Origin of the sequence: Saccharothrix algeriensis, assembly GCF_016907655.1 — a bacterium.
Classification (GTDB): domain Bacteria; phylum Actinomycetota; class Actinomycetes; order Mycobacteriales; family Pseudonocardiaceae; genus Actinosynnema; species Actinosynnema algeriense.
This window is the reverse complement of record NZ_JAFBCL010000001.1, coordinates 745950-768871: the sequence shown is the minus strand read 5'-3', so window position 1 is coordinate 768871 and position 22922 is coordinate 745950. Positions and strand designations below refer to the sequence as shown.

Here is a 22922-nt window from a genome sequence, read left to right as displayed (position 1 = left end):
CGGCGAGTGTCGGCAGAGGGGGAACTCCCGGTGGCCCGACCGGTGCCCAGCGGGCGTTCCCGAGCCACTCCTGCACCACGTCGCCGGATCTCTTGTCGGCCGGTACCGACATGTGAACAGCGGTGCCGACCACCCTGACGCAAGGAGAGCCCTCATGTCCACATTCCGCACCTGGCGTCGAGCGGTGGCTCTGGCCGGCGAGGCCGTGCCGGACGTTCCCGGTGATCGACACCACCGGGTGGCACCGGGACCACGTCGTGGTGGTCGAGCCGGAGGACTACCGGAGATGATGACTTTCCGAGCGGTGCAGGTGTTCCGCCCCCGTGTCCCGGGCGAGCATGTCGAGCGCACCCGGCACGCCGTGCCGCGCGGCGGCGAGGCGCTGCCGCATGGCCCCGTTGCCGCGGGTGAGCAGCGTGCGGAGCAGCGTGCGCACCTCGTCGAGGTCGCCCGTCGTGGTCAAGGCGTCCTCGGTGTGCCGGTAGAGGCGCGACGCCATCGCGTGCGGTGATGCGCGCGTGCCGCTCCACGGGTCGACGGCAGAGCCGTCGAGGCCGTGCCGAGCGGCTGCCCACAGCGCGTCGCCGAGCACGGTGTCGCTGGATCGGCGGCCTTCCCGACCGGCGTCCAACTCGCCCAGCGCGGTGCGCACGAGGGCGCGGACCAAGGCGGCGTAGAGCACCGCTTCATCGGTCGTGGCAACGGTGTCGGCGACGCGGACCTCGATGGTGGGCAGGTGGTTGGACAGGCGTGCCAGGCGCGAGCCACCGTGGTCGGGGGGCAGCAGACCGCATTCCCGAAGGCGGGCCAGGTCGGCGTCGTACTCGGCGGCCGAGCCGAACCACGGGGGGATGCCGGAGGCGGGCACGCGGGTCAGGACCATCATCCGCCAGCTGTGGAACCCGGTGTCCCGTCCCCGGCGGAAGGGCGAGTTCGCGGTGAGCGCCAGCAGGGTCGGCAACCACGGCGCCAGGTGGTTGAGCACGGCGACGCCGGTGTCGCGGTCGCCGAGCCCGACGTGGACGTGGCAGCCGCAGATCTCCTGGTCGGCCAGGGCTCCCGCGTAGGTGTCGCTCATCCACCTGTAGTGGCCGTCACGCCTGGGCGGTGCGGTCTCCGCGCCGAACAGCGGGTGTCCCGCCGGGACCAGCTCCAGGCCGTGGGCCCGAGCCGAACGCCGCAGCGCGGCGCGGTTGCGGGCGAGCTGGTCCCGCACCTGCGCGAGGTCTGAGCAGACCCCGGTGCTCGTCTCGACCTCGGTGTCCCACAGCTCGCGCGACGCGTGGCTCCCACCGGCCAGCTCGGTGGGCGCCACGCCGGCCAGCACCGCCGCGGCGCCGTCGACGGGCAGCAGGGATTCGCGGCTGACCAGGAGGAACTCCTCCTCCACCCCGATCGTCACGCCGGTGCCGTCGGGCAGCACGGTCGATGCCTCGAACGCGGTGTCGCCGACGCCCCTCGCTCACCCGTCCGCGTGGGGGCTCCGGCGCCGACCCGTCCCGCAGTCCGGGCGGACGACCGGACACCGGCCCCGCCGGCGGTGATCCGCGTCGCCGTTCGACGGGGGAAGGTGTCCTCGCCCGGGATCGGTGGCGGATTCCCGTTCACCCTGACGCCCATCCCGACCTCCGTCGTCTTCGCGCGCGCCCACGTTCACGTGAACGCGCATCACATGTGACTCGAGTTCCCCGATCGGGCGTCGTCAACCCACTCCGCTGCGAGGCGAAAACACCGGTAAGATCAGAGGCGTCGAATTCGACCTTCACTCGAACAGGTGTTTCCCCGCAGGGGCACGTGATCGATCCGCCAGAAAAACCGCCCGGCGCCGATCGGGGCGCAACACGTTTCGCGGTCGCGTCAGGCTTGCCCGCGTGCGACTGCGCCCCCTCGCTGTCCGGGCCCGCTGACGACGGCGCCGTGCTGCATGACGAAGTCGACCTCTCCGGTCGCGGCGATGTCGTCGAAGGGATTGCCCGGCATCGCCACGAGGTCGGCGAGCAGGCCGGGGCGCACCGCGCCGCGGTCGGGCACGGCGAGCAGCGCGGCGGCTTCGACGGTGGCCGCCCGCAACGCGCGCAGCGGGGTCATGCCGGTGGACACCATCGCGGTGAACTCGCGCCAGTTCTCCTCGTGCGGGAAGACGCTGGAGTCGGACCCGAACGCGACCCGGATGTCGTCGGAGATCGGGGTGGAAATGCTCCGCCGCAGCCGGTCCTCGTGTTGCCGGACCTTTTCCCGGACGTGCGCGGGCTTGTCGGTCCAGAACGCGTCGTCGTCGAGGTGCGCCAGGTGCCCGACGGTGACCATGTGGGTCGGCACCAGCCAGCAGTCGCGGCGGCCGGCGATCAACGCCAGCGTGTCCGGTGCGGCGAGAGCGGCGTGCTCCACCGTCCGGACGCCCGCGTGCACGCACCGCCGCACCCCCTCGTCGTTGAAGGCGTGTGCGGCGCTGGGCATCCCCAGGTCGCGCGCCGCCGCCACGAGCGCGGTCATCTCTTCCGCGGTGTAGGTGACCCGTTCCGGGTCGTCCTGCGGGAAGTTGAACCCGCCGGTCGCCGCGAACTTGATCCAGTCGGCGCCGAGGCGCACTTCGCTCCGGACGGCCCGGAGGATCTCCTCGACCCCGTCGGCCAGGGTCCCGACCTCCACGTCGAACCGGGGGGCGAACGCGATGGACTTGTCGCCGTGGCCGCCGCGGGCGGAGATGATGTGCGGCGCGACGATCATCGCGGGCCCCTGGACGATCCCGTCCCGCTGGGCCTGTCGCAAGTCGACGGTGACCGACCGGTCGGCGCAGCCCAGGTCCCGAACCGTGGTGAAGCCGTTGGCGAGCAGGGAACGCAGGGCCGGCAGCGCCGCGAGGGTCTGCCCGCTGATGGTCGTCTCGGGAGGGCTGTCGACGGTGTGCACGTGGCAGTCGATGAACCCCGGCAGCAGCGTGCGGTCCTCCAGGTCGATCACGGACGTGCCGCGCGGCCGTTCCAACCCGTTGCCGACGGCGGTGATGGTCCGCCCTTGCACGAGCACCTCGACGGGACCGGTGGGGGAGCGGGACACCCCGTCCCAGAACCGGCGGGCCGTCACCATGACCGATCCGCCGTCCTTCGCCGGTTCCCCCCGGCGTTCACCGCGGTCGTCTCGCGTGGAGCGGTTCACCCTTCCTCCTGCTGTGCGGTGCGGCCGGTCCCGGGCACCGGGTTTTCCACCGCGAACGCCGGCGTGGATCACCGGACACGTCCACCGGGTGCTCCGGTGGCCTTCCTCGCCCGCGGAGCGGATCGCCGGTCAGCCCCCGGGAATCGGGGCCAGGCTCGCCGAGAAGTGCCTGAGCTGCTCGGGTTGGGACGTGATGCGGTACGCCGGGAGTTCCGCCGCGCGCTCGACGATTCCGGCTGCCGTGCGGACGACGTACTCCAGGTGGCTTCGCGTGTAGACGCGGCGCGGCAAGGCCAAGCGCAGCAGTTCGCGCGGTGCGGGAGCATCCGGTCCACCGTCGGGATCGGGGTGGCCCATCGCCAGCGTGCCCATCTCCGCCGTGCGGATGCCGCCCGCCAGGTACAACTCGCAGGACAGGGACACGCCGGGCAACTCCTGCGGTTCCAAGTGCGGGAGGAACCGGCCCGCGTCCACGTAGACGGCGTGGCAGCCGGTCGGCTGCACGACCGGTACCCCCACCTCGTCCAAGGCGCTGGCCAGCCACTCGGCGCCGGCGGCCCGGTAGGCGAGGTGGTGGGGGTCGACCGCCTCCTTGATCCCCGCGGCCAGCGCTTCGAGGTCGCGTCCGGAGAGTCCGCCGTAAGTCGGGAAACCCTCGGTGGCGATGACCAGTTGGCGGCAGCGGTCGGCCAGACCTTCGTCCTCGAGGGCGAGGAAAGCGCCGATGTTGCCGAAACCGTCCTTCTTCAGCGAGCACCAGGCTCCGTCGGCCATCCCGAAGAACTCCCGGGCTACTTCGTGAACGGGCTTCTCGCGGTAGTCGGGATCGCGCTGGGTGACCAGGTAAGCGTTCTCCGCGAAGCGGGCCGCGTCCAGGAACAGCGGCAGCCCGTGGGCTGCGCAGATCTCCCGCGCGCGGCGGGCGTTGGCCGGTGAAACGGGGTGGCCGCCACTGGCGTTGTCGGTGAGCGTGAGGATCACGGCCGCCACGTCGCCGCCCCGGTCGCCGGCCAGCAGTTCCTCCAGCGCCGCCAGGCCGAGGTTGCCCTTGAAGGGGAAGTCGCTTTCCGCCGACTTCGACTCCTCGCACGGCAGGTCCACCGGTTCACCGCCGGCGAGCTTCACGTTGGCGGCGGTCGTGTCGAAGTGCCCGTTGCTGACGGTGATCGCCCCTTCGTCCAGCAGCAGGCTGAACAGGACGTGTTCCGCGCCGCGACCCTGGTGCGTCGGCAGGACGTGGGGGAATCCCGTCAACTCGCGCACGGCCGACTCGAAGAGCTCGAACGAGGCGGCCCCCGCGTAGGACTCGTCCCCCTTCATCAGGGCGCTCCACTGGGAAGTCGACATCGCGCCTGTCCCCGAATCAGTGAGCAGGTCGATGGTCACCTCCTCGGAGTGGAGGCCGAAGACGTTGTACGCCGCGTTGCGCAGGGCGGCGGACCGCTGCTCGGCGGACGGCAGCGGGATGGGTTCCACCACCTTGATGCGAAAAGGCTCCATGAACACGTGGGAAACGCCTCCCGTGGAGTTCAGGCAGTCCCGGGCAGCCGGACTGCGGGTTCGCTCGACCGCCCCGGCCGCGTGCGGTCGGAAACCCCCGTGGTCCGCGCCAGGGCGCCGAGGCACAGGCGGTCCTCCCACGCCTCCTTGCGGCGCCCAACCGCTGCTGACTCGCAGGCAGGGTTCACGGAAGGGGGCAGCCCTACACCGACCGGGCGTAACGTTCACCTGAAAGGGGCGTTCCGCGAGGGCCTGATCGGGGCTGATCCCTGTCGCGAACTTCGCCCGACCGCAGGTGGCCGGGGTGAACCTGCCGCGATCCCTGACCACTCTGCTCCAGGACCACCGCGGCCGGCGCCCCGACGTCAGACCCGGCTCATCGAGGGCAGCGTGTCCGAAGTGCTCCTCGGTCGCCCGAGGCGATCCGCCCCTCCGGGCCGAGCCGTCATGCCGGCGCACCTCCGGGCGGCTTCATGGCGCGGCCGGGTCGTCGTCCCGTTGCCCTTGGTCGCGTGCCCGGCGCACCAGCGTGTCCTGGTAGCGGCGCCCCCACCGCGCCACCAGGGGCGCGATCGGTGGCAGGACGAGGTCGAGGGCGTTGCTCAGCGGCGGCGCGCCGGCCAACCGCGCGGGACCGAGCCAGCGCGGCACGGTGACGGTGCGGTGCCGGCGTCCGGTGAGGCACCGGTGCACCTCGTCGGCGACGCGTTCCGGTCGGACGCCGAACGTGTGCCCGCGTCGGCCCTCGTCGTCGCTCGGCCGGAGACCCGCCGCGCGCAGCAGCCACTCCGTGCGCACCGGGCCGGGGTTGACGCTGTGCACGCGCAGCCCGGGCGGTGATTCGCGCCGCAGGGCGTGGACGAGCCCGTCGACCGCCGCCTTGGTGGCCGAGTACAGCGACAGGGGCGGGATCGGCACCCACCCGGCGACGGAGGCGATCATCACCACGTCGCCGCGCCGCGCCGCGAGGTGCGGCAGGGCCAGCCGGGTGAGGTCGGTGACCGCGACGACGTTGAGCGCCATCACCTCGTCGACGGCGTCCGCGTCCAGGTCGGCGAGCATCCCGACCCGGCCCTGGCCGGCGTTGTTGACGAGCGCGTCGAGCCGGCCGTGGCGCTCGACGACGCGGTCGACCAGCTCACGGCGCTGTCGGTGGTCGGTGAGGTCGCAGGCGACGGGGTCGACGTTCCCGGGGAGGTCGCGGGCCTGCGCCCGCAACCGCGTCCCGTCGCGGGCGCACGTCACGACGGTCGCGCCGGAGGCCGCGAGACGGGCCGCGACCGAGCGCCCGATGCCCGCGGAACCGCCCGTCACCAGCACGACTCGACCTTCGACCGGCCGTTTGGGGAACATGGGAGTGGCATACCCGTTCGATCCCGGCCGACACCGGATGCCCCGGATCGGGAGACCCCCGGGCCCGGGTCACGGCGCGTTCTCGCGCCGCACGGAGGCGGTGAGCACCGCCGCGGCCAGCGGGAGGTCGAGCGTGCCCGCGCCGAGGCCGATCTCGACGAGGCGGTCGAAGGCGCGCCGGCCGTCGCGGGCCGCGGCCGTGGCCAGGTCGACCAGCCGCGGCCCGCGGGTGAGCCGGGCGAGCACGTCGGTGTGCCGCAGGTGCCTGCCCAGCCGGTGCCGCAGGGACCGGCGGTAGGAGCCCGCCGGGTCCGGCGTCACGGCGGCGGCGCCGGCCAGGGCGCCGGAGAGGACCGCGTAGTAGATGCCCTCGCCGGTCAGCGGGTTGATCAGCGACGCGGCGTCGCCCGCCAGCAGCACCCGGCCGTGTGCGACGCCGGGGCGCCCCGGTGACAGCGGCAGCCGGTGCCCGCGCAGCGGCACCGGCGGCAGGTCGGGGAGCAGGTCGTGCAGCCGCGCGGTCAGCTCCGCGCGGGTGGGCGGCGGGGTGCGGACGAGCTGGCCGTAGCCGACGTTCGCGGTGCCGTCGCCGACCGGGAACACCCAGGCGTAGGCGGGCCAGTGGGCGGTGGTCATGACGAGCCGCTGCTCGTCGCCCGGCCACGGGTCGGCGCCGGTGTAGCCGCGCAGCGCGATCGCGACGGTGCCGGCCCGCGCACTCCCCGCGCCGCACCGCCGCCGCACCACGGACTCCGCGCCGTCCCCGCCGATGACGGTCCGGGCGCGGATCGCGCCGTCGACGAGCACCGCCCGGTCCTGCTGGACCAGCGTGCGGACGCGGTGCCGCCGGAGCACCGCGCCGGCGTCCTGGGCGGCCCGCACGAGCCTCGCGTCGAACAGCACGCGGGGGATGACGGAGGCCGGCCGCGCGAAGCCCCGCCTGGCCTGCACGCCGTTGGGCGACACCAGGCGCAGCGCGGTGACCGGCCCGGTGCCGGCCGCGAGCCCGGCGACGTCCACGCCGAGGCCGGCGAGCACGTCCAGGGCGTGCGGCGCGACGCCGTCACCGCACACCTTGTCCCGCGGGAAGTCGGCGGCGTCCAGCACGAGCACGCGCGCGGACGGGTCGGCGCGCAGCGCGGCGATCGCCGCCGTCGACCCGGCGGGCCCGGCCCCGACGACCACCACGTCCCAGTCGACCCCGCTCATCAGCGCGCGAGCTGGTCGACGACGGCGGCGAACAACCCCGGCGCCCGGGCGCCGGCCGGCACGATCCGACGGGCGAGCGCGGGGCGCCCGCGCGCCCACAGCAGGGCCTCGGTCAGCCAGCGCGACCGCCGCGACGTCCGCTTCCAGGCGCGGTCGTAGTCGGCGGGGCGGCCCGCGCGCAGGCAGCGGACGAGTTCGGCCGCGGTGGTCAGGGACAGCGCGAGCCCCTCCCCGGTGAGGGCGTCGACGTAGCCCGCCGCGTCCCCGACGAGCAGGACCCGCCCCGCGACCCGGCCCGACGCCCGCTGCCGCAGCGGGCCCGCGCCCCGGACCGGGGAGACCGGCTCCGCCCCGCGGACCCGGGCCGCGAGGTCGGGGAAGGCGGCGAGCTGCTCGGCGAACCCGCCGCGCGCCGACGAGAGGATCGCGACGCCGAGCGTGCCCGGCCCGACCGGCGTCACGTAAGCCTCCGACCGCGCCGCCCACGTCACCTCGACCGCGGTGGTGGTCGGCGCGAGGGCGTAGTGGCGGCGCAGCCCCCAGCGGGGCGTGCCCGCGCCGCCCCCGGCCAGGCCGACGAGGCCGCGGACCGCGGAGTGCAGCCCGTCGGCGGCGACCAGGTAGCGCGCCCGCAGGCCGCCGGCCCGCACGTGGTCGTCGTGCTGCGAGAGGTCCGCGACCGCGATCGGCAGGACCGGCACGCCGTGCCGGAGCACCTCGCCGAGCAGCGCGTCGTGCAGCACGGTGCGCCGCACCCCCCTGCCGGGCCCCGTGCGGAACGCGGCGTGCGCGGTCAGCGGGCCCTGCCGGTAGGTGATGCCCTCGATGGGGTACCCCGGCGGGTCGACGCCGAGCGCGGCCAGGGCGCGCACGGCGCCGGGCATCAGGCCCTCGCCGCACGCCTTGTCGATGACCCCGGCGCGCTTCTCGCACACCACCACGTCCATGCCCGCACGCGCGCAGCCCAGCGCCACCGCGAGCCCGGCCGGACCTCCTCCGACGACGAGCACGTCGTGCAGGCGTTCAGGCACCGGCCGACTCCAGCGCCCGGTCCTCCGCGCGGATGCGCACCGCCAGCAGCCCGGCGTTCAGGGCGGTGAACGCGACGGCCGTCAGCCACGCGCCGTGCACCAGCGGCAGGGCGAAGCCCTCGACGACGACGGCGACGTAGTTGGGGTGCGGGACCAGGCGGTACGGGCCGCCGGTGACGCGGGGCAGCCCGGGGACGACCACGACGCGGGTGTTCCACTGCCGGCCGAGGACGCGGATGCACCACCACCGCAGCGCCTGCGAGGCCACCACCAGCGCCAGCATCGACCAGCCGAGCGCGGGCGCGAAGGGCCGGTCGGCGGCCCACACCTCGACCAGGCACCCGGCGAGGAGCCCGGTGTGCAGCGCCACCATGAACGGGTAGTGCCCGAACCCGGTCTCCCGCCCTCCCCGGGCCAGGCTCCACGCCAGGTTGCGCTTCGCCACGACCAGCTCGGCCAGCCGCTCGACGGCGACCAGCCCGACCAGGACCGAGTACCACACCTGGCTCACCACCGCAGCAGCACCAGTTCGGCGCAGAACCCCGGGCCCATCGCCATGACCACGCCCCAATCACCGCTGGCCGCCGCCCGGTCGGCCAGCGTGTCGGCGAACACGTGCAGCACCGAGGCCGACGACAGGTTGCCGATCCGCCGCAGCGAGTTCCACGTCATCGCCAGGTCGTCCTCGTCCAGGCCCAGCACCGACTGGATCGCCTCGATCACCTTCGGCCCGCCGGGGTGGCAGATCCAGCGCGCGACGTCGCCGACTTCCAAACCGTGCGGCGACAGCAGCCGCTCGACGTCCTCCGCGAGGTGCGCGCGCACGAGTTCGGGGACCTCCGCGCCGAGCACCACCTTCAGCCCGGTGCTGCCGATGTCCCAGCCCATCGCGCGTTCGGAGTTCTCGTACAGGTGGCTGACCGAGTCGACCACGCGCGGTCCCGCCGTCGCGGCCGGGTGCCGCTCACCCACCGCGACCACCGCGGCGGCGCCGTCGCCGAACAGCCCGGACGCGACCATGTTGGCGGTGCTGGCGTCCTCGCGCTGGAGGGTGAGCGAGCACAGCTCGACCGACACCAGCATCGCCACCGAGTCCGGCCAGCCGCGCAGGAAGTCGTGCAGCCGCGCGATCCCCGCCGCACCGGCCACGCAGCCCAGCCCGAAGACGGGCAGCCGCTTGACGTCCGGGCGCAGGCCGATCCGCGACGCGATGCGCGCGTCGAGGGAGGGCACCGCCATGCCGGTCACGGTCGTGGACACCACCAGGTCCACGTCGGAGGGCGCGAGGCCCGCGTCGGCGAGGGCGGCGAGCGCGGCCTCGCAGCCGAGGTCCACCGCGACCGGGAGGAACGCGTCGTTCGCCGCCGTGAAGCCGTCCAGCTCGGTGTAGCGCTCCAGCGGTAACGCCAGGTGGCGGGACTCGACCCGGGCACTGGTGTGGAGCCGGCTCGCCACGGCTCGCGCGGTCCGGTCGGGCAGGCACAGCCGACCGAACCACTCGGTCAGCTGCTCCTGCGGGTATCGGTGCGGCGCCAGGACACCGCGGACCGCCGGGATCGTCGTCACCGGTGCCACGGTACGGCTTGTGCCTACACTCGGCAGATGACCGGCTCGACGGCAGTACCGGGCGCAACGCGGACCAGGCTGGAGTTGTCGCGGGGCCTCGCGGGCGCCTGCCACCCCGTGCCGGGGCTGGCGGTGACCGCGGTGGCCGTGGCGCTGGCCGCCGGCACGGGGCTCCCCGCGGGGCGGGTCGCGCTGCTCGGCGCCGCGGTGTTCACCGGCCAGCTGTCGATCGGTTGGTCCAACGACTGGATCGACGCCGCGCGGGACCGCGCCGTCGGGCGAACGGACAAGCCGGTCGCCGCCGGGACCGTGCCGCGGGCGGTGATCGCCGCCGCCGCGACGACCGCCCTGGTGGTGACGGCCGTGTTGTCCGCGCTGCTCGGGCCGGCCGCCGCGGCGGCCCTGCTGGTCGTGGTCGCGGCCGGTTGGGCGTACAACCTCGGGCTCAAGTCCACGATCTGGTCCGGCGCGGCCTACCTGCTCGCCTTCGGCGCCCTGCCCGTCGCGCCCTACGCCGCGCTGCCCGGGCAGCAGTGGCCGCCGTGGTGGGTGCCGGTCGTCGGCGCGCTGCTCGGGTTCGGCGCCCACTTCGCCAACGTCCTACCCGACTTGCGGGCGGACGCGGCGACCGGGGTGCGCGGGCTTCCCCACCGGCTCGGCCCCCGTGCCGGCGTGATCGCCATGGCCCTGGCGCTGGCCGCCGCGTCGGTCGTGCTCGGCCTCGCCCCCGCGGGCACGTCGACGGGGTTCGCGCTGGCCGTGCCGGCGCTCGGGATCGCGCTGGCCGCCGCCACCACCGCGGCCGCGATCCGCGCACCGCGCAGCCCCGTGGCGTTCCGGCTGACCCTCCTGATCGCCGTCCTGGACGTCGTGCTGCTGATCACGAACACGCGCTGAGCCGGGGGTGCCGTGACGTCGGGAGCGATTGCTCCTCGCAACGGTCAGCGGTCCGCAGGCAAAAATCGTCTATGGGCGTTGACCGGGTAAGTGTCCTGTGGGCGATATCGGGATCGGACCGGTGACCTCTCCGGTGGGAATGAATCCCATGCGGGCCCTCCACCGGGAAGACACACTTTTCGCAGATGGGGTGAAGCTGTCGAGGGCATCGGGTGCGGTTCGGTGCGGTTGAACGCGCCGGATGGCTCCCGTTCTGCTCCCACGGCCTACTTCCGCCTGTCGATCAGGCCGGTCCGGCGCGCAGGCGCAGCGGGCCGGGGCCCGTGGACGGTAAGCCGCTCTGCCGGGCTCATGCGACGGTGAGCACGATCTTGCCCTGGAGGTGCCCCTGCGCGGCTCGCTCGTGCGCGGCTCGGGCGTCCTCGAGCGGGAAGGCGCTGTCGATCGCGACGCGGAGGGCGCCGTCTTCGAGCAGGCGGCCGATCGCGGCCAGCTGCGCGCCGCTCGACCGGACCTGCGTGGCCGTGACCGTGATGCCCAGCCTCGCGTTCTCCTCGTCGTCGAACTCGCCGAAGTAGACCGGGTAGAGGGAGCCGCCGCGCTTGATCGCCTTGAGGAAGCGCTTGCTCCGCGGTCCGCCGACGCAATCCAGGACGAGGTCGACGTCGTGGGCGACCTCCTCGGGGCGGTCCTTCGTGTAGTCGATGACCTCGTCGGCGCCGAGGTCGCGCAGGAACGCGTCATGGGCGCCGGAGGCGACGGCGACGACCCGCGCGCCCTGCCACTTGGCGAGCTGCAGCGCGAGGTGCCCGACGCCGCCGGCGGCGCCGTTGACCAGGACCGTGCTCCCGGCGTCGAGCGCCATCGGGCGGTGCTGGGCCTGCTGGAACGGTGAGGGGAAGTCGTGGCCGAGCTCGATCAGGAACTGCCACGCCGTCAGCCCCGACATGGCCACGGCCGCGGCGTGCTCGTGGTCGACACCGGCCGGCTTGTGCGCGAAGTCCGCCGCCGACGCGGTGACGTACTCGGCGTAGGCGTTGCCCTGCAAGGAGGTCGGGAAGTTCAGCAGGCCGAACACCTCGTCGCCGACCGCGAAGCCCTCGACGCCGGTGCCGACCGCCGCGACGACGCCCGAGACGTCGGTCCCCGGGATCAGGGGCAGCTCGACCGGCGGCTTCAGCTCGGCCGGCACGCCGGGCATCCCCTCGCGCGCATACCAGTCGGGAGGGTTGACGCCGACCGCGTGCACCCGGACGAGCAGCCGGCCCGGCCCCGGCTCGGGCACGGGCACCGCCTCGTAGCGCAGCACCTCGGGTCCGCCGTACTCGTGCAGGCGGATCGCGTTCATGGTCTCCGTCGGCACAGCTGCCTCCACGTCCCGCGGGGGTAGACTCGAAACGAGTCAGAGACCCGTTTTTCCGGGTCACTGACCCGATAATACGGGTCAGTGACCCGTTTAGGCAAGGAGAGCGGATGAGGGCGGACGCCCGGGTCAACCACGACCGCCTGCTCGTCGCCGCCGGCGCCGTCATCACCGAGCAGGGCGCCGAGGCGTCGATGCGCGACATCGCGCGCCGCGCCGGGGTCGGGCTCGCCACGTTGCAGCGGCACTTCCCGACCCGGGAGTCGCTGCTCGAAGCCCTGCTCCGCACGGGTTTCGACGAGCTGACCGAACGGGCGGCGCAGGTCGAGACCTCGAACCCGCCCGACGAGGCGCTGGTGCTGTGGCTGCGCGACTTCATCGCGGTCTGCACGAACTACCGCGGCGTCGTCACGGCGATGGTGCAGGCGATCGAAGACCCCGAATCGGCGCTGCACACCTCCTGCGTCGCGATGCGCGGGTCCGGGGCGCGGCTGCTCACCCGCGCCCAGGAGGCCGGCGCTGCACGCGCCGACCTCGACGGCGCCGACCTGTTCGCCCTGGTCTCCTCACTCGTCTGGCTCAGCGACCAGCCGGGGCTGGAGGCGCGCGCCGAGCGCCTGTTCGAGGTCGCGATGAGCGCCATCGTGACGAAGGCGCGTCCCGCCTAGGTGTATGAGGCTGTAGGCCAGGCGGGAGAATCCGTCGACCGCGGAGTGCGGTAGGTGTGACTGCGCCGCGTAGCGGTCTTGCCGGTGCCGGTGTGCTTGGCGCGTTCGACCTGTTCGGCCTGCTCACTGGCCAGGCCGTGGACTCCCCACCCTCCGCCGTCAGGGATCACCCCGACCTTCTTGACGTCCAGGTCGACCATGTGGCCGGGCCACCGGGCGACGATCCGCCGCGGCGCGTGGTTGTTCTCCCCGGTCGGGTCGGGGAACCGGCGGCGGTTGAACCCCAGGTGGGCCAGGTGCCGGCCGACGGTGCGCACCGACACGGCCGTGCCCTCGGCCCCGAGCTCCGGGGCGATGCGGCGGGCCGACCACTTGCGCTCCCGCCGCAGCCGCTCGATCCGGACCACCACTGCGGCCGGGGTCGCGGTGGGCTGCCGGTGCGGAGCACTGGGACGGTCGACCGGACCGGCCTCGCCGAAGCGGCGATAGCGGTCCATTTCAAAGCGCACTGGCGTGAGATGCCCATCTCGACCGCGACGTGGGAGATCGGGCGGGTTCGGCAGCGTTGGACCAGGCGGTGGCGGCCTTCGACGGACAGCGGGGCGTCACGGTGGAGCATGGACGGGTCTTTCTGCTCGGCGGATGTGTTGGCCGCACTTCCATCCTGCCGCCGAAGACCCGTCCCCTTGCTCGGCCCTTGACAGCCGTCACCAACGTCATGATCCGCAACAGGTTCACGCTCCCCCGGGAGGGCGCTGTCCGGGCGGTCGGTGATGGGCAGGTCTCGGACCGGGTGTCCGAGGCAGTGGTGGCGAGTGCAGCGGTGTGGTTGAAGATGCCGGGGTGCTTGTTCACCAGTTGACTGCTGAGGACCGCTGAGTTGCGGTGATCCGCATGGCAGTCTGCTCGGCCGCGGGATGTGACCGGCTCGGTTCCTTGGCACCGGGCCGCGGCTGCAGGTGGTGACATGGTCCTGGCGCGCCGACCTACTCCTGAACGAGCTTCAGCGACACGTAGTAGTTGATGCCGGTCCGCCTGGTGTGTCGCACCTTCTCCCGCCTGAACTCGCGGAATCCGAGCTTTTCGTAGACGGCGAGCGCGGGCGCGTTCGTGTCGGCGACGTCCTCCAGCACGTACTCGTGGTACTGCGGCAGCGCGAGCAGGTGGTTCAACAAGGCGGTCGCGACGCCTCTGCCCCGGTGTTGCGCTGCGGTCGCGACGAACTCGACGGACGCCACCCCGTCCGTCGTCGTCGCCCACGGCTTCTGGAACTCGCGCCGGAACACGAAGTCGGCGATCGTCCCCTTGACGAAGCCCAGCTGCTGCCGCAGTACCGCCCGATCGTGCCGGAGCGGCAACTGCTGCCCGTCCGTGCAGGCGGCGATGCCCGCGGGCTGCCCGTCGATCACGGCGACGTGGAACAGGTCGAGGACCAGCATGTGCGCGAACGCGTCCACCAGCCTCGCCCGGTCCTTCGCGAAGTAGTCCAGGTACTCGCCGAAACCGTCGACGAAGACCGCGCAGATCCCGGCCCGCGCGCTCTCGCCGAGCTCATCGGCCCGTCGGATCTCCAGCACCGGTACCCTCCTTGATCAAGAAGTTCGTCAGCATCGCGGGGTTGGGCGCCACGAACCGATCCCCGAGCGTGAAACTCATCATCGCCAGCCCGCCGAGCGCGGCGAAGTAACAGCTCGCCAGTTCCGCGGCGTCCCCCTGGTCGAACTGGCCGAGCCGTTGCCCTCTCCCGATCAGCCCGACAGCGCTGCGCATCATCGTGACGTGCCGTGCTCTGAGCGCGCGCACCTGCGCCGGCGGTTCCGCCATGGTGAACGACTGGTTCATGATCAGGAAGAACTCGACGAACCCGTCGCCGGCCAGGACGTCGTGCACGAACTCCCGTGTGAACTCCCGGATCAGCGCGGCCGGGGGCACGTCGTCCCGAAACCGCCGGGCGAGGGCGCCGAGGCCGTCCGCCGCCCGGGCGACCAGGTCGCCGAACAGGTCTTGCTTGGTCTGGTAGTGCCGGTACATCAACCCCGTGCTGATCCCCGCCTCGCGCGCGATGTCCCGCACGCTCGTGGCCGCGAAGCCCTGCCGCGCGAAGAGCCTCACCGCCGCGATCTCGATCCGGCGCCGGGTGTCGGCCCGCATGGCCTCGTACTGCGCCTCGGTCCTCGGCAACCGCGTCCTCCGCCGGAGTATTGAATGAACAGAAGTTCACTCTAAATGCGACGGCGCGGCACGTCAATTCCGCTCGTCCCGTGATCGGAGGGGATCGTGTCGGAGGCGGCTTTCGAGCGTGCCCGGGGGCAGGTCACGTGCTCCTGAACAGCCGGTCCAGGTGCACGTCGATCGCGGCGAGCGCGTCCTGGGGCTCGATCACGTCGAGTTCGATCAGGGGGGTGAAGCCGGTGAGGGCGAGGAGCAGGTTGGTCTCGGTCGCCGGGTCGCGGGCGGAATCGATGTGCCCGTCGGCGATCGCCCGGCGGATCAGCTGCTCGACGAGGGCCCGTCCTTGGACGAGGCCGCGGCGCGCCTGCTCGCGCACGGCCTCGTCGTGCAGCGCCTCCAGGACGTAGGCGGCGCTCATCCGGCTGGTCGCGCGGGCGTCGGCGTGCAGGGGGAGCATTTCCGCGAGCGTCAGTCGCAGCACGTCACGGGGGTGCGGGCGGTCACCGAGCTTCTCGAGCCCCTGGTGCACGCGCGCCGAGGTCTGCTCGGACGCGAAATCCATGGCGAAGGAGAGCATGGCGGTCCGGGAGGCGAAGTAGTGCTGCAGCTGCCCGAGTGACATGCCCGCCTCCTGCGCCACCACGCGCATCGTCAGCTGCGTGACGCCGCGCTGCTCCACCACCCGCCACAGTGCGCGGGCGATCGCTTCGCGGCGTCCGCGGTGATCCACCTGCTTCGGCATCGCCGGCCCCTCTTCCGTGCCCGTGCCCGTTCCAATACGGTTGACATAATACATCTGACCCATAACCCTGGGATCCACTCGAGGGAAGGAATCGCCATGTCCGAGCAGCCGAAGGTGCGGACCGCGGAAGGCGTGGTGCAGGGGCGCCGGCGGCAGGGGCACGCGGTGTTCCGCGGCATCCCCTACGCCCAGCCCCCGGTCGGAGCGCTCCGCTTCGCCGCACCCGCGCCGCCGCACCGCTGGGAGGGGACGAGGCAGGCGGTCGAGTTCGGCCCCGCGGTGCCGCTGTCCCTGCCGGTCGACGTGTCCCCGCAGGGCCCCGACTGGCTGACGCTCAACGTCAGCACCCCGGACCCCGGCGCGGCGGGACTGCCGGTGCTGGTGTGGATCCCCGTGGGCGGCTACCTCTCGGCGGCGTCGAGCGACCCGATGTTCGACCCGGCAGCGCTGGCCGAGGCGGGGGTCGTCGTGGTGACCGCCAACTGCCGCGTGGGCGCGGAGGGGTTCGCGTTCCTCGACGACGTGCCGCCCAACCGCGGGTTCCTCGACCAGATCGCGGCGCTGGAGTGGGTGCAGCGCAACATCGCCGCCTTCGGGGGCGACCCCGGCCGGGTCACCGTGGGCGGGGTGTCCGCCGGGGCGGGCTCGGTCGCCGCCCTGCTGACGATGAAGTCCGCGCGCGGCCTGTTCCGGCGGGCCATCGCCCACTCGGTGCCGGGGCTGTACAGCACCCCCGCGCTGGCACGGCAGGCCACCGCCGCGTTCGCGGACCGGCTCGGCGCGGCGGCCCCCACCGCCGAGGCCCTGCGCGACATCGACCCGTGGCGCCTGGCCGCCGAGCTCACCTCCTTCAACGCCGGTCTCCACGCGCACCGGGAGAGCTGGGGACGCCTCGCGGAGGCCGGCACCGCGCTGTGCCCCGTCGTCGACGGCGAAGTCCTCCCGGAAATGCCTTGGCCCGCGCTGACCGGCGCGCGCGCCAGCGGGACCGAACTGCTCGTCGGCCACACCCGGGACGAATTCCGGTACTTCAGCGTCGTGAGCGGACGGTACGGCACCTTCACCGAGGAGGACGCCCGCGTGGCCCTGGAAGCGCACGCCCCGCAGCCGGACGGCGCGCGGGCCTACCGCGCCGCGTTCCCGCAGGCGACCCCGGAGGAGCTGGTGGAGACGGTGTACTCCGACGCCTTCTTCCGCATGCCATCACAGAAGCTGGCCGAGGCGAACACCGCAGCCGGCGGCACCTCGTACCTGTTCGAGCTGCGTTGGGTCGCCCCGGTCCTCGACGGCATCCTGGGCGCCTGCCACAGCCTCGACATGCCCCTGGCGTTCGGCACGCTGGACAGCCCCGTCGGCACCCAGCTCATCGGCGAGGAGCCCACTGCCGAAGCCGTCGCGCTCTCCCGCGAACTCCGGGAGGCATGGGTCCGCTTCGTCACCACCGGCGACGCGGGCTGGTCCGCCCATCTGCCCGGCGAGCACCTCACCCGCGTCCTGGACACCGAGTCGAAGACCCTGCCCTACCCCGAACAGGCGTCCCGTCAGGTCTGGGAAGGCCACTTCCCCGCCCCCTTCGACCTCCCGTGACCGTCCGGGTCGGCTCCTGCGACTGCGACGCGGCCGACCACCCACACCAAGCTGGTCGAGACTTGTGGCGTGTCCAGCTCGGTGTCCTCGTTGAACTGCACCGCGCGTCCACTCGCAGCACGCCATGACGGCACTCGCGATAGCGTGACGATCACAGTGGTCGGCGGCGGACCGCGTCCCTGTCGACACGATCTCCCGGCGAACATCAATCTTGTCATCGGTCCGGGAGTTGTCCGGTTGCCGCCGCCGGACGGGACCGGTGCCGCTACCGTGCTGGCGAGGTCCCCGTGGTCCCAGGAGCCTGGGCGGAAGCGGGTGTTCCACCGAACGGAGGGTTGTCGTGGTCGATCCGCAGAGGCGTGTGCAGGACATGCTGCGGACTTTCCAGGAGCAGGCGGCGAAGGCCAGTCAGCTCCAGGAGGCGATGAAGGAGCTGCGCGGGGTCGGGCGCAGCCGGGACGGTGCGGTGACCGTGACCGCGGCGCCGTCCGGGGCCGTGCTGGGGTTGCAGCTTGCGCCGGCTGCGATGGGGCGCTCGCACGTGGCGTTGCAGCAGGAGATCCTGGACGCGATCCGGGCGGCCACCCAGGATGCCGCCCGGCAGCTCGACGCGGCGCTGGCCCCGATCCTGGGTGACCGGTTGGAGCAGTTCAAGCAGGGCATGGCGGCGTCCGGCGTCGAGCCGATCATGCCGTCTGCGCCCCCGCCGGCCGGGCAGCCCCAGGCCACGCCGCCGCAGTCGGGGCAGCCTGCGGCACCTGCCACAGGGCCGCGGTTCGGGCAGCCACCGCCTGCTCCGCCATCCAGCCGACCGCCGCGGAACCGTCCGGCTCCAGCCGGCGTCGAAGACGACGAACCGCCGAGCACGTACTTGCGTTGAGGGGAGGGGCGGATGGCGTTCAGCATCGTCCCGGAGGCGTTGACCGCCTTCGCGGCCGGTAGCGAGAGCCTGGCCGGGAAGTTCGGGCAGCTCGCCGAACTGCTGGAACAGGCCAGGGTGGACGACCAGTGCTTCGGGCTGATCGGTGACGCGGTGGGGCTGAGCAGCGGCTACTTCTCCAGCCTGGACGAGTGCCGGCAGCTGGCGAACGACGCCAAGGACTTCCTGGAGCAGACCGGCGAGCAGTTGCGCGACAGCTTCGAGGTCTACCGCGGTGTTGACGACGGCATCTCGCAAGCGCTGACGCAGATCGGCGGCGGCCTGGGCGGTGGCCGATGACCGGCGCGTCGGGTCCGGGCACGTTCGCCGACCTCAACGGGGGTGAGCAGAAGAACTGGTTCGAGCAGGCCGCCGGGCGCGGCAGCTCGGGCATCGGGGCGTTGCAGGACCTGGCCGACGCCACCAGCCCGCCGGAGATGGCCGCGGCCACGATCTCCGGGCGCGTGGAGCTGCTCCAGACGATGGCCGGCCCCGGTCAGGCGCTGCTGGACAACGGCCTGGGCTTCCTGGTCTCCATCGTGCTCAGCCCGCTGATCGAGATCGCCGAGTGGGCGGTCGGCGACCCGGAGCAGATGCGCGCCACCGGCGCCGGCTGGGAACAGGTCGCCGGCTGGCTGGACGAGGTCGCCGAGGCCGAGAAGAAGCGCGCCCAGGCCACCGCCGGGGTGTGGGAGGGCGCCGCGGGCGACGCCTTCCGCGCCCAGGTCACCGAGTTCGGTGAGGGCGTGTCGGCGCTGGCCGAGGACGTGCGGGGCCTCAAGCAGACCCTGGACATGATCGCTGAGCTGTTCGACATGTTCGTCGAGTTCGTGGTCCAGATCCTGACCGAGCTGATCATCGGCCTGATCGTGCAGTGGCTGGCCGCGCTGGCCGCCTCCTGGATCACCGCGGGCGGCTCGGTGGCCGCCGCCGGGGCCACCACCACCGTCCAGGTCGGCAGCACGGGTATGCGCATCACCATGCGCGTGTCCAAGCTCCAGATGGAGTTGTTCAAGATCGTCAAGCGGTTGGAGGCCCTGCTCACCCGGCTGCGCGGCCCGCTGCGCCAGGTCATCCAGCGGATGAACGGCCTGCGCGGAGGCAACATGGCCCAGCAGTTCGCCGGCCGCCATCTGGGCTCGAACCCGCTGGTCAACATCATGACCAGGGCCGACGACGTCTCGCTGGCCTCCACCACGGGAAACCGGTTCATGCAGAACGTCACCGGCGAGGGCGCCCTGGCCGGCAACATCGCCCAGACCGTGCTCAGCGGCATGCTCGGCGGTCAGACCCGGGTCGGCGGCGCCGCCTTCAGCGCCGGTGTGGATGCGGCCGTGGACGGCGCGGTCAAGTTCGGCACCCAGGAGGTCTACGACCAGGCGCGCAACGCGCCGTCGGAGCAGGAGCGCCGCGAGGCGCAGGAACGCGGGTTCACCTGGTGAGGCTCGACGGGGTCTTGGCGATCAGGGAGCACTGGGCCGCGCCGGACGAACCCGTGCTGCTGTGCGCGAGTGCGGCCGGGGCGTCCACGCGGTTCGACGTGCCCGGCCTGGACTGGTCCGGCGACCCCGCCGCCGGACTGGCGGGCAGGGCGCTGCGGGGCGTGGCGGGCTTCGCCGGCAGCGTCGTCTCCGCCGCGGCGAACGAGGATCTCGGCGCCCGGGAACTGCCCGGCCTCGTCGTCTTCGGCGCCTCGCCCGACGCGCTCGTGCCGGCGGCCGCCGCAGCCGCCCGGCAGGCCGCCGTGGCCTGGCTGGTCCTCACCCCGCGCCGCCTGGCCTGGGTGGCGGCCGTGCCTGAGCCGGTCGAGCCCGAGCCGGAGAAGTCGTTGTTCGACCGGGTCGGCGACCTCGCCCGTGGTGCCCGCGACGCGTTCGCCGGCAAGAGCCCTTATCCGCCACACCAACCAGTGCCCACCGCCGCGGTCACCTCGACCGCCGAGGTGCCCCGACAGCACATCACCGGCGTCGCGCTCGCCGAGCGCAGGATGCCCCGTGGCTCCGTGCCCGGCTCTGTGGCCGTGCTGCGCGTGTCCCTGGTCGACGGCTCCGGCGTGGACGTGCTGGCCAAGGGCCGCCCGGAAATCGCGCAACGGCTGCTTGCCCTCGTCAACGCCTAGGAAACGACGTGCCCAAGAACCGGACGAAGATCGGCGAGATCGCCCAGCGGCACTGGGTCGCCCCCGGCGAGCAGGTCGTGTGGCTGGCCAACCCGCAGGGACATGTGGGCAGCACCGTCGGCCCCACCCGCACCGCCCCCCACCGCACCAGCGCACCCGCGCTGCCCGGATCCGCAGCGGAGTGGCCCCTGCCCACCGCGGCCGTGGGCCGTGGGCACTTCCACCTCGACGAGTGGGCGCACGACCCGGCGATCTGGGGCTGGGCCCACGCCCAGCGCCCCGATCAACTGGCGGTCCGCTTCGCCGACCTGTTCACCGTCGGCCGCGACGAGTGCTGGTTGCTCATCACCAACCGGCGCCTGGCCCTGATCGTGGAGGGTGAAGTCGCCATCCCCGAGGAACCCGCCTCCGGTGGTCTGCTGGGCCGCGTACGGTCCCTGGCGCAGACCCGCGACGTGCCGCCTCTGGTGACCTGGTGGGAAGGCCCCGTCGCCACCGCCCGGGCCTTCACACCGGCACCGCTGGGCCGCCACGTCACCCCGGAGTGGTTCCTGCGCCTGCAGTTCACCGACGGCTCCGCCTTCGACCTGCGCGACGACCAAGCCGAGCAGACCGTGCGCACCGTGCACGCCAACCTGTGAGCTGACGACCGGGACTGACACCGGATCCACCCCCACGCGGTGTCGGGCTGTCCGGCCTACCGCTGTTTCGGAGAGCTGGCGGCGCGTCGCCACGCCGTCGCGTTGAGGCCGACGACGACGGTGGCCCCCTCGTGTTCGGGGCAGTGGCCGTGTCCTATGGCCGCGGTGCGATGCCGGGGATGGTCCAGCGGTGACTATCGTGGACTGGTGCGTGAGACGCCCGAAGAACTCGATGAACTCCAGGCCCTGCTCGACGCCTCCCTGTCCCGCTCCACCGATCACCTCCGCTCGATCGTCACCGAGCACACTTTGACCGCCGAGCAGCTCACCCAGGTCTTGGTCGGCATGTGCACCCTCGCCCTGTCCACCGTGACGGCGAAGGGCGAGCCGCGGATCAGCGGCGCGGACGGGCACTTCCTGCACGGCAAGTGGTACTTCGGCACAGCGCGCAGCGCCGCCAAGGCCCGCCACCTCGCGGCTCGCCCCGCCGCCAGCGTCGCGCACATGCGCGGCGAAGACCTGGGCGTGTTCACGCACGGCACGGTGGAGGTCCTCAACCCGGAGGACGGCGACCCGGACTCGGACTGGCCGGACTTGCTCACGTACCTCAAGGACTTCTACGGCGATCACACCGAGTGGGACAAGGACGTGTTCTACTACCGGCTGCGTCCGCACTGGATGACCGTCTACGCCCCCGACGCCGCGAAGCTCATCGCCAAGTGACCGCCGGCTCATGAAACAGGCCCGGGAGTCGGCGTGCAGTGCTGTACCGGTGACGGGTTCACCGGAGCGGCACGACCAGGGTGAGCAACCGTCCGGGTCGTCGTCCTCTGTCCCTGTGCTTGTGGGCTCGGCGTCGACCAGCTGCAGGCGCCGCTTGGCTTTGGCGGGCGTGTCCAGGTCGGCTTGGTCCAGGGGGATGCAGGAGCGGTGCAGGAAGTACTGTTCGCGCAGCTGTTGGCCTTTGGCGGAGGCGTGGGGGTAGCCGTGGCGGATGGCGCGGTCGAACCCGACCGCCTCCGCCCAGCCCTGCGGGTCGTGGTCGCGTACCCAGCGCCAACCCGCGTTGCCGTGGAACGGGCAAGTCATTGCGAATATCCGGTAACGATCGCCCAGACTGGGTGAATGGTTGAGGTTCCGTTGCCGGGTGGCTTCGTCAACCGCGTCGTCCGGGTAGGAGATACGGTGCGACGCGGTATTGGAGATCGTGCCGAGTTCGTCCATCGACTGCTTCGTCATTTCGAGCAGCACGGGTGGGCAGGCGCTCCGAGGGTGCTCGGACTGGATGAGCAGGGACGCGAGGTCCTGACGTTCGTGGACGGCTACGTCGCCTGGCAGTCCCCGACCGATCGCGTGAACTCGACCGAGAGCCTGGTGCAGGTTGCTCGACTCGTTCGCCGGTTCCACGACCTGACGGCCGGAACGCCACTGGCCGGTGACCAGGAGGTGGTTTGTCACAACGACTTGTCGCCCAAGAACACCGTGTATCGGGACGGCGGCAGGGGCCTGCTGCTGCCGGTCGCCTTCCTCGACTGGGACATCGCCGCGCCGGGTGCTCGTATCCATGACGTGGCACATATGTGCTGGCAGTACCTGGATCTCGGCCCGGCTGTGGACGATCTCGCCACGACGTCGCATCGGCTGCGCGTGATGTGTGATGCCTATGGCCCGGTAGACCGTAGTCGAGTCGTGGAGACGGTCCTGTGGTGGCAGGACCGCTGCTGGCGCGGGATCGAGGCGGGTGCGGCAGCGGGTGACGCGGCAATGGTGCGCCTGCGCGACTCGGGTGCTGCCCGGTCTGTGCGGGCCGCCTACGAATGGGTTGTCGTGCACCGGGCCGAGTTGGAAACGGCGTTGACCTAGCCGTAGCGCGAGGCCGATCGTGGGCCGGCTGCCCTCAGCATGGCAGTGGGCGCCTGACTCACCGCTGAGCATCCCGACATCTGCCAAGCTGACGGCGCGCACCACAACGCCACTTGACTGAGGACGGCGCCCACCA

22 protein-coding genes and 1 pseudogene are annotated in these 22922 nt (G+C 72.7%); 10 read left to right on the top strand and 13 right to left on the bottom strand.

Annotated elements, in window-relative coordinates; genetic code table 11:
* Positions 1–277 precede the first annotated feature (277 nt).
* The 8 genes from JOE68_RS03125 to JOE68_RS03090 all read right to left on the bottom strand — a co-directional run bounded on the left by JOE68_RS03125 (position 278) and on the right by JOE68_RS03090 (position 9815).
* On the bottom strand, positions 278–1423 hold the full coding sequence (locus tag JOE68_RS03125) for a carboxylate-amine ligase (RefSeq protein WP_204840830.1): 1146 nt from the start codon (positions 1421–1423) through the stop codon (positions 278–280).
* Between the two features lie 434 nt (positions 1424–1857).
* Positions 1858–3087 carry a metal-dependent hydrolase family protein gene (locus JOE68_RS03120; RefSeq protein ID WP_204840829.1) on the bottom strand — a complete coding sequence of 410 codons (1230 nt, stop codon included), beginning with the start codon at positions 3085–3087 and terminating at the stop codon, positions 1858–1860.
* Positions 3088–3285: 198 nt separating this feature from the next.
* The gene (locus JOE68_RS03115) at positions 3286–4656 is read right to left on the bottom strand and encodes a tryptophanase (protein WP_204840828.1); all 1371 of its coding nucleotides are present in this window, start codon (positions 4654–4656) and stop codon (positions 3286–3288) included.
* 471 nt (positions 4657–5127) lie between these two features.
* Positions 5128–6009 (bottom strand): SDR family NAD(P)-dependent oxidoreductase, encoded by an 882-nt coding sequence (locus JOE68_RS03110; RefSeq protein ID WP_204840827.1) that lies wholly within the window; start codon positions 6007–6009, stop codon positions 5128–5130.
* A 69-nt stretch (positions 6010–6078) separates the two neighbouring features.
* Positions 6079–7218, bottom strand: a complete 1140-nt coding sequence (locus JOE68_RS03105; RefSeq protein ID WP_204840826.1) for an NAD(P)/FAD-dependent oxidoreductase — start codon at positions 7216–7218, stop codon at positions 6079–6081.
* The gene (locus JOE68_RS03100) at positions 7218–8249 is read right to left on the bottom strand and encodes an NAD(P)/FAD-dependent oxidoreductase (protein WP_307819474.1); all 1032 of its coding nucleotides are present in this window, start codon (positions 8247–8249) and stop codon (positions 7218–7220) included. Before JOE68_RS03100 ends, JOE68_RS03105 begins: the two co-directional genes overlap by 1 nt.
* Positions 8242–8760 (bottom strand): isoprenylcysteine carboxyl methyltransferase family protein, encoded by a 519-nt coding sequence (locus JOE68_RS32095; RefSeq protein WP_307819472.1) that lies wholly within the window; start codon positions 8758–8760, stop codon positions 8242–8244. The genes JOE68_RS03100 and JOE68_RS32095 overlap by 8 nt, the downstream gene beginning before the upstream one ends.
* On the bottom strand, positions 8757–9815 hold the full coding sequence (locus tag JOE68_RS03090; RefSeq protein WP_204840825.1) for a type III polyketide synthase: 1059 nt from the start codon (positions 9813–9815) through the stop codon (positions 8757–8759). Before JOE68_RS03090 ends, JOE68_RS32095 begins: the two co-directional genes overlap by 4 nt.
* A 36-nt stretch (positions 9816–9851) precedes the next feature.
* On the opposite strand from JOE68_RS03090, the gene JOE68_RS03085 reads away from it, so the two are divergent.
* Entirely contained in the window at positions 9852–10712 is an 861-nt protein-coding gene (locus JOE68_RS03085; RefSeq protein ID WP_204840824.1) for a UbiA family prenyltransferase, read from the top strand.
* A gap of 349 nt (positions 10713–11061) precedes the next feature.
* On the opposite strand, the gene JOE68_RS03080 is transcribed toward JOE68_RS03085, so the two are convergent.
* Positions 11062–12075 carry an NADP-dependent oxidoreductase gene (locus tag JOE68_RS03080; RefSeq protein ID WP_307819471.1) on the bottom strand — a complete coding sequence of 338 codons (1014 nt, stop codon included), beginning with the start codon at positions 12073–12075 and terminating at the stop codon, positions 11062–11064.
* Positions 12076–12185: 110 nt separating this feature from the next.
* Between JOE68_RS03080 and JOE68_RS03075 the strand changes: the two genes are divergently transcribed.
* Entirely contained in the window at positions 12186–12743 is a 558-nt protein-coding gene (locus tag JOE68_RS03075) for a TetR/AcrR family transcriptional regulator (protein ID WP_204840823.1), read from the top strand.
* Positions 12744–12752: 9 nt separating this feature from the next.
* Here JOE68_RS03075 and JOE68_RS03070 read toward each other — a convergent pair.
* From JOE68_RS03070 to JOE68_RS03055, 4 genes and pseudogenes are all read right to left on the bottom strand, one after another.
* Positions 12753–13362 (bottom strand): annotated as a pseudogene (locus JOE68_RS03070) (helix-turn-helix domain-containing protein); the annotation flags it as partial.
* A 367-nt stretch (positions 13363–13729) separates the two neighbouring features.
* Positions 13730–14320 (bottom strand): GNAT family N-acetyltransferase, encoded by a 591-nt coding sequence (locus JOE68_RS03065; RefSeq protein ID WP_204840822.1) that lies wholly within the window; start codon positions 14318–14320, stop codon positions 13730–13732.
* Positions 14295–14924, bottom strand: a complete 630-nt coding sequence (locus JOE68_RS03060) for a TetR/AcrR family transcriptional regulator (RefSeq protein ID WP_204840821.1) — start codon at positions 14922–14924, stop codon at positions 14295–14297. Before JOE68_RS03060 ends, JOE68_RS03065 begins: the two co-directional genes overlap by 26 nt.
* Before the next feature lie 133 nt (positions 14925–15057).
* Positions 15058–15711, bottom strand: coding sequence for a TetR/AcrR family transcriptional regulator (locus tag JOE68_RS03055; RefSeq protein WP_239562108.1), 654 nt, complete (start codon positions 15709–15711; stop codon positions 15058–15060).
* 42 nt (positions 15712–15753) lie between these two features.
* Between JOE68_RS03055 and JOE68_RS03050 the strand changes: the two genes are divergently transcribed.
* From JOE68_RS03050 to JOE68_RS03015, 8 genes are all read left to right on the top strand, one after another.
* Positions 15754–17244 carry a carboxylesterase/lipase family protein gene (locus JOE68_RS03050; RefSeq protein WP_204840820.1) on the top strand — a complete coding sequence of 497 codons (1491 nt, stop codon included), beginning with the start codon at positions 15754–15756 and terminating at the stop codon, positions 17242–17244.
* A 340-nt stretch (positions 17245–17584) separates the two neighbouring features.
* Complete coding sequence (locus JOE68_RS03045) at positions 17585–18124, top strand: YbaB/EbfC family nucleoid-associated protein (RefSeq protein ID WP_307819470.1); 540 nt, start codon at positions 17585–17587, stop codon at positions 18122–18124.
* Between the two features lie 12 nt (positions 18125–18136).
* Positions 18137–18463, top strand: a complete 327-nt coding sequence (locus JOE68_RS03040) for a hypothetical protein (protein ID WP_204840819.1) — start codon at positions 18137–18139, stop codon at positions 18461–18463.
* Positions 18460–19605 carry a WXG100 family type VII secretion target gene (locus JOE68_RS03035; protein ID WP_204840818.1) on the top strand — a complete coding sequence of 382 codons (1146 nt, stop codon included), beginning with the start codon at positions 18460–18462 and terminating at the stop codon, positions 19603–19605. Before JOE68_RS03040 ends, JOE68_RS03035 begins: the two co-directional genes overlap by 4 nt.
* Positions 19602–20282, top strand: coding sequence for a hypothetical protein (locus JOE68_RS03030; protein WP_204840817.1), 681 nt, complete (start codon positions 19602–19604; stop codon positions 20280–20282). The genes JOE68_RS03035 and JOE68_RS03030 overlap by 4 nt, the downstream gene beginning before the upstream one ends.
* Positions 20283–20290: 8 nt before the next feature.
* The gene (locus JOE68_RS03025) at positions 20291–20923 is read left to right on the top strand and encodes a hypothetical protein (protein ID WP_204840816.1); all 633 of its coding nucleotides are present in this window, start codon (positions 20291–20293) and stop codon (positions 20921–20923) included.
* Positions 20924–21130: 207 nt separating this feature from the next.
* Complete coding sequence (locus JOE68_RS03020; protein ID WP_204840815.1) at positions 21131–21646, top strand: pyridoxamine 5'-phosphate oxidase family protein; 516 nt, start codon at positions 21131–21133, stop codon at positions 21644–21646.
* Between the two features lie 402 nt (positions 21647–22048).
* Positions 22049–22786, top strand: coding sequence for a phosphotransferase (locus tag JOE68_RS03015; RefSeq protein ID WP_204840814.1), 738 nt, complete (start codon positions 22049–22051; stop codon positions 22784–22786).
* The last annotated feature ends 136 nt before the right edge of the window (positions 22787–22922 follow it).

Bases quoted from the DNA above. Each gene is read 5' to 3' on its own strand.
- JOE68_RS03115 (WP_204840828.1), bottom strand. From the start codon at position 4,656: ATGGAGCCTTTTCGCATCAAGGTGGTGGAACCCATCCCGCTGCCGTCC.
- JOE68_RS03120 (WP_204840829.1), bottom strand. From the start codon at position 3,087: ATGGTGACGGCCCGCCGGTTCTGGGACGGGGTGTCCCGCTCCCCCACC.
- JOE68_RS03055 (WP_239562108.1), bottom strand. From the start codon at position 15,711: ATGTATTATGTCAACCGTATTGGAACGGGCACGGGCACGGAAGAGGGG.
- JOE68_RS03040 (WP_204840819.1), top strand. From the start codon at position 18,137: ATGGCGTTCAGCATCGTCCCGGAGGCGTTGACCGCCTTCGCGGCCGGT.
- JOE68_RS03110 (WP_204840827.1), bottom strand. From the start codon at position 6,009: ATGTTCCCCAAACGGCCGGTCGAAGGTCGAGTCGTGCTGGTGACGGGC.
- JOE68_RS03015 (WP_204840814.1), top strand. From the start codon at position 22,049: ATGGTTGAGGTTCCGTTGCCGGGTGGCTTCGTCAACCGCGTCGTCCGG.
- JOE68_RS03050 (WP_204840820.1), top strand. From the start codon at position 15,754: ATGTCCGAGCAGCCGAAGGTGCGGACCGCGGAAGGCGTGGTGCAGGGG.
- JOE68_RS03085 (WP_204840824.1), top strand. From the start codon at position 9,852: ATGACCGGCTCGACGGCAGTACCGGGCGCAACGCGGACCAGGCTGGAG.
- JOE68_RS03075 (WP_204840823.1), top strand. From the start codon at position 12,186: ATGAGGGCGGACGCCCGGGTCAACCACGACCGCCTGCTCGTCGCCGCC.
- JOE68_RS03105 (WP_204840826.1), bottom strand. From the start codon at position 7,218: ATGAGCGGGGTCGACTGGGACGTGGTGGTCGTCGGGGCCGGGCCCGCC.
- JOE68_RS03035 (WP_204840818.1), top strand. From the start codon at position 18,460: ATGACCGGCGCGTCGGGTCCGGGCACGTTCGCCGACCTCAACGGGGGT.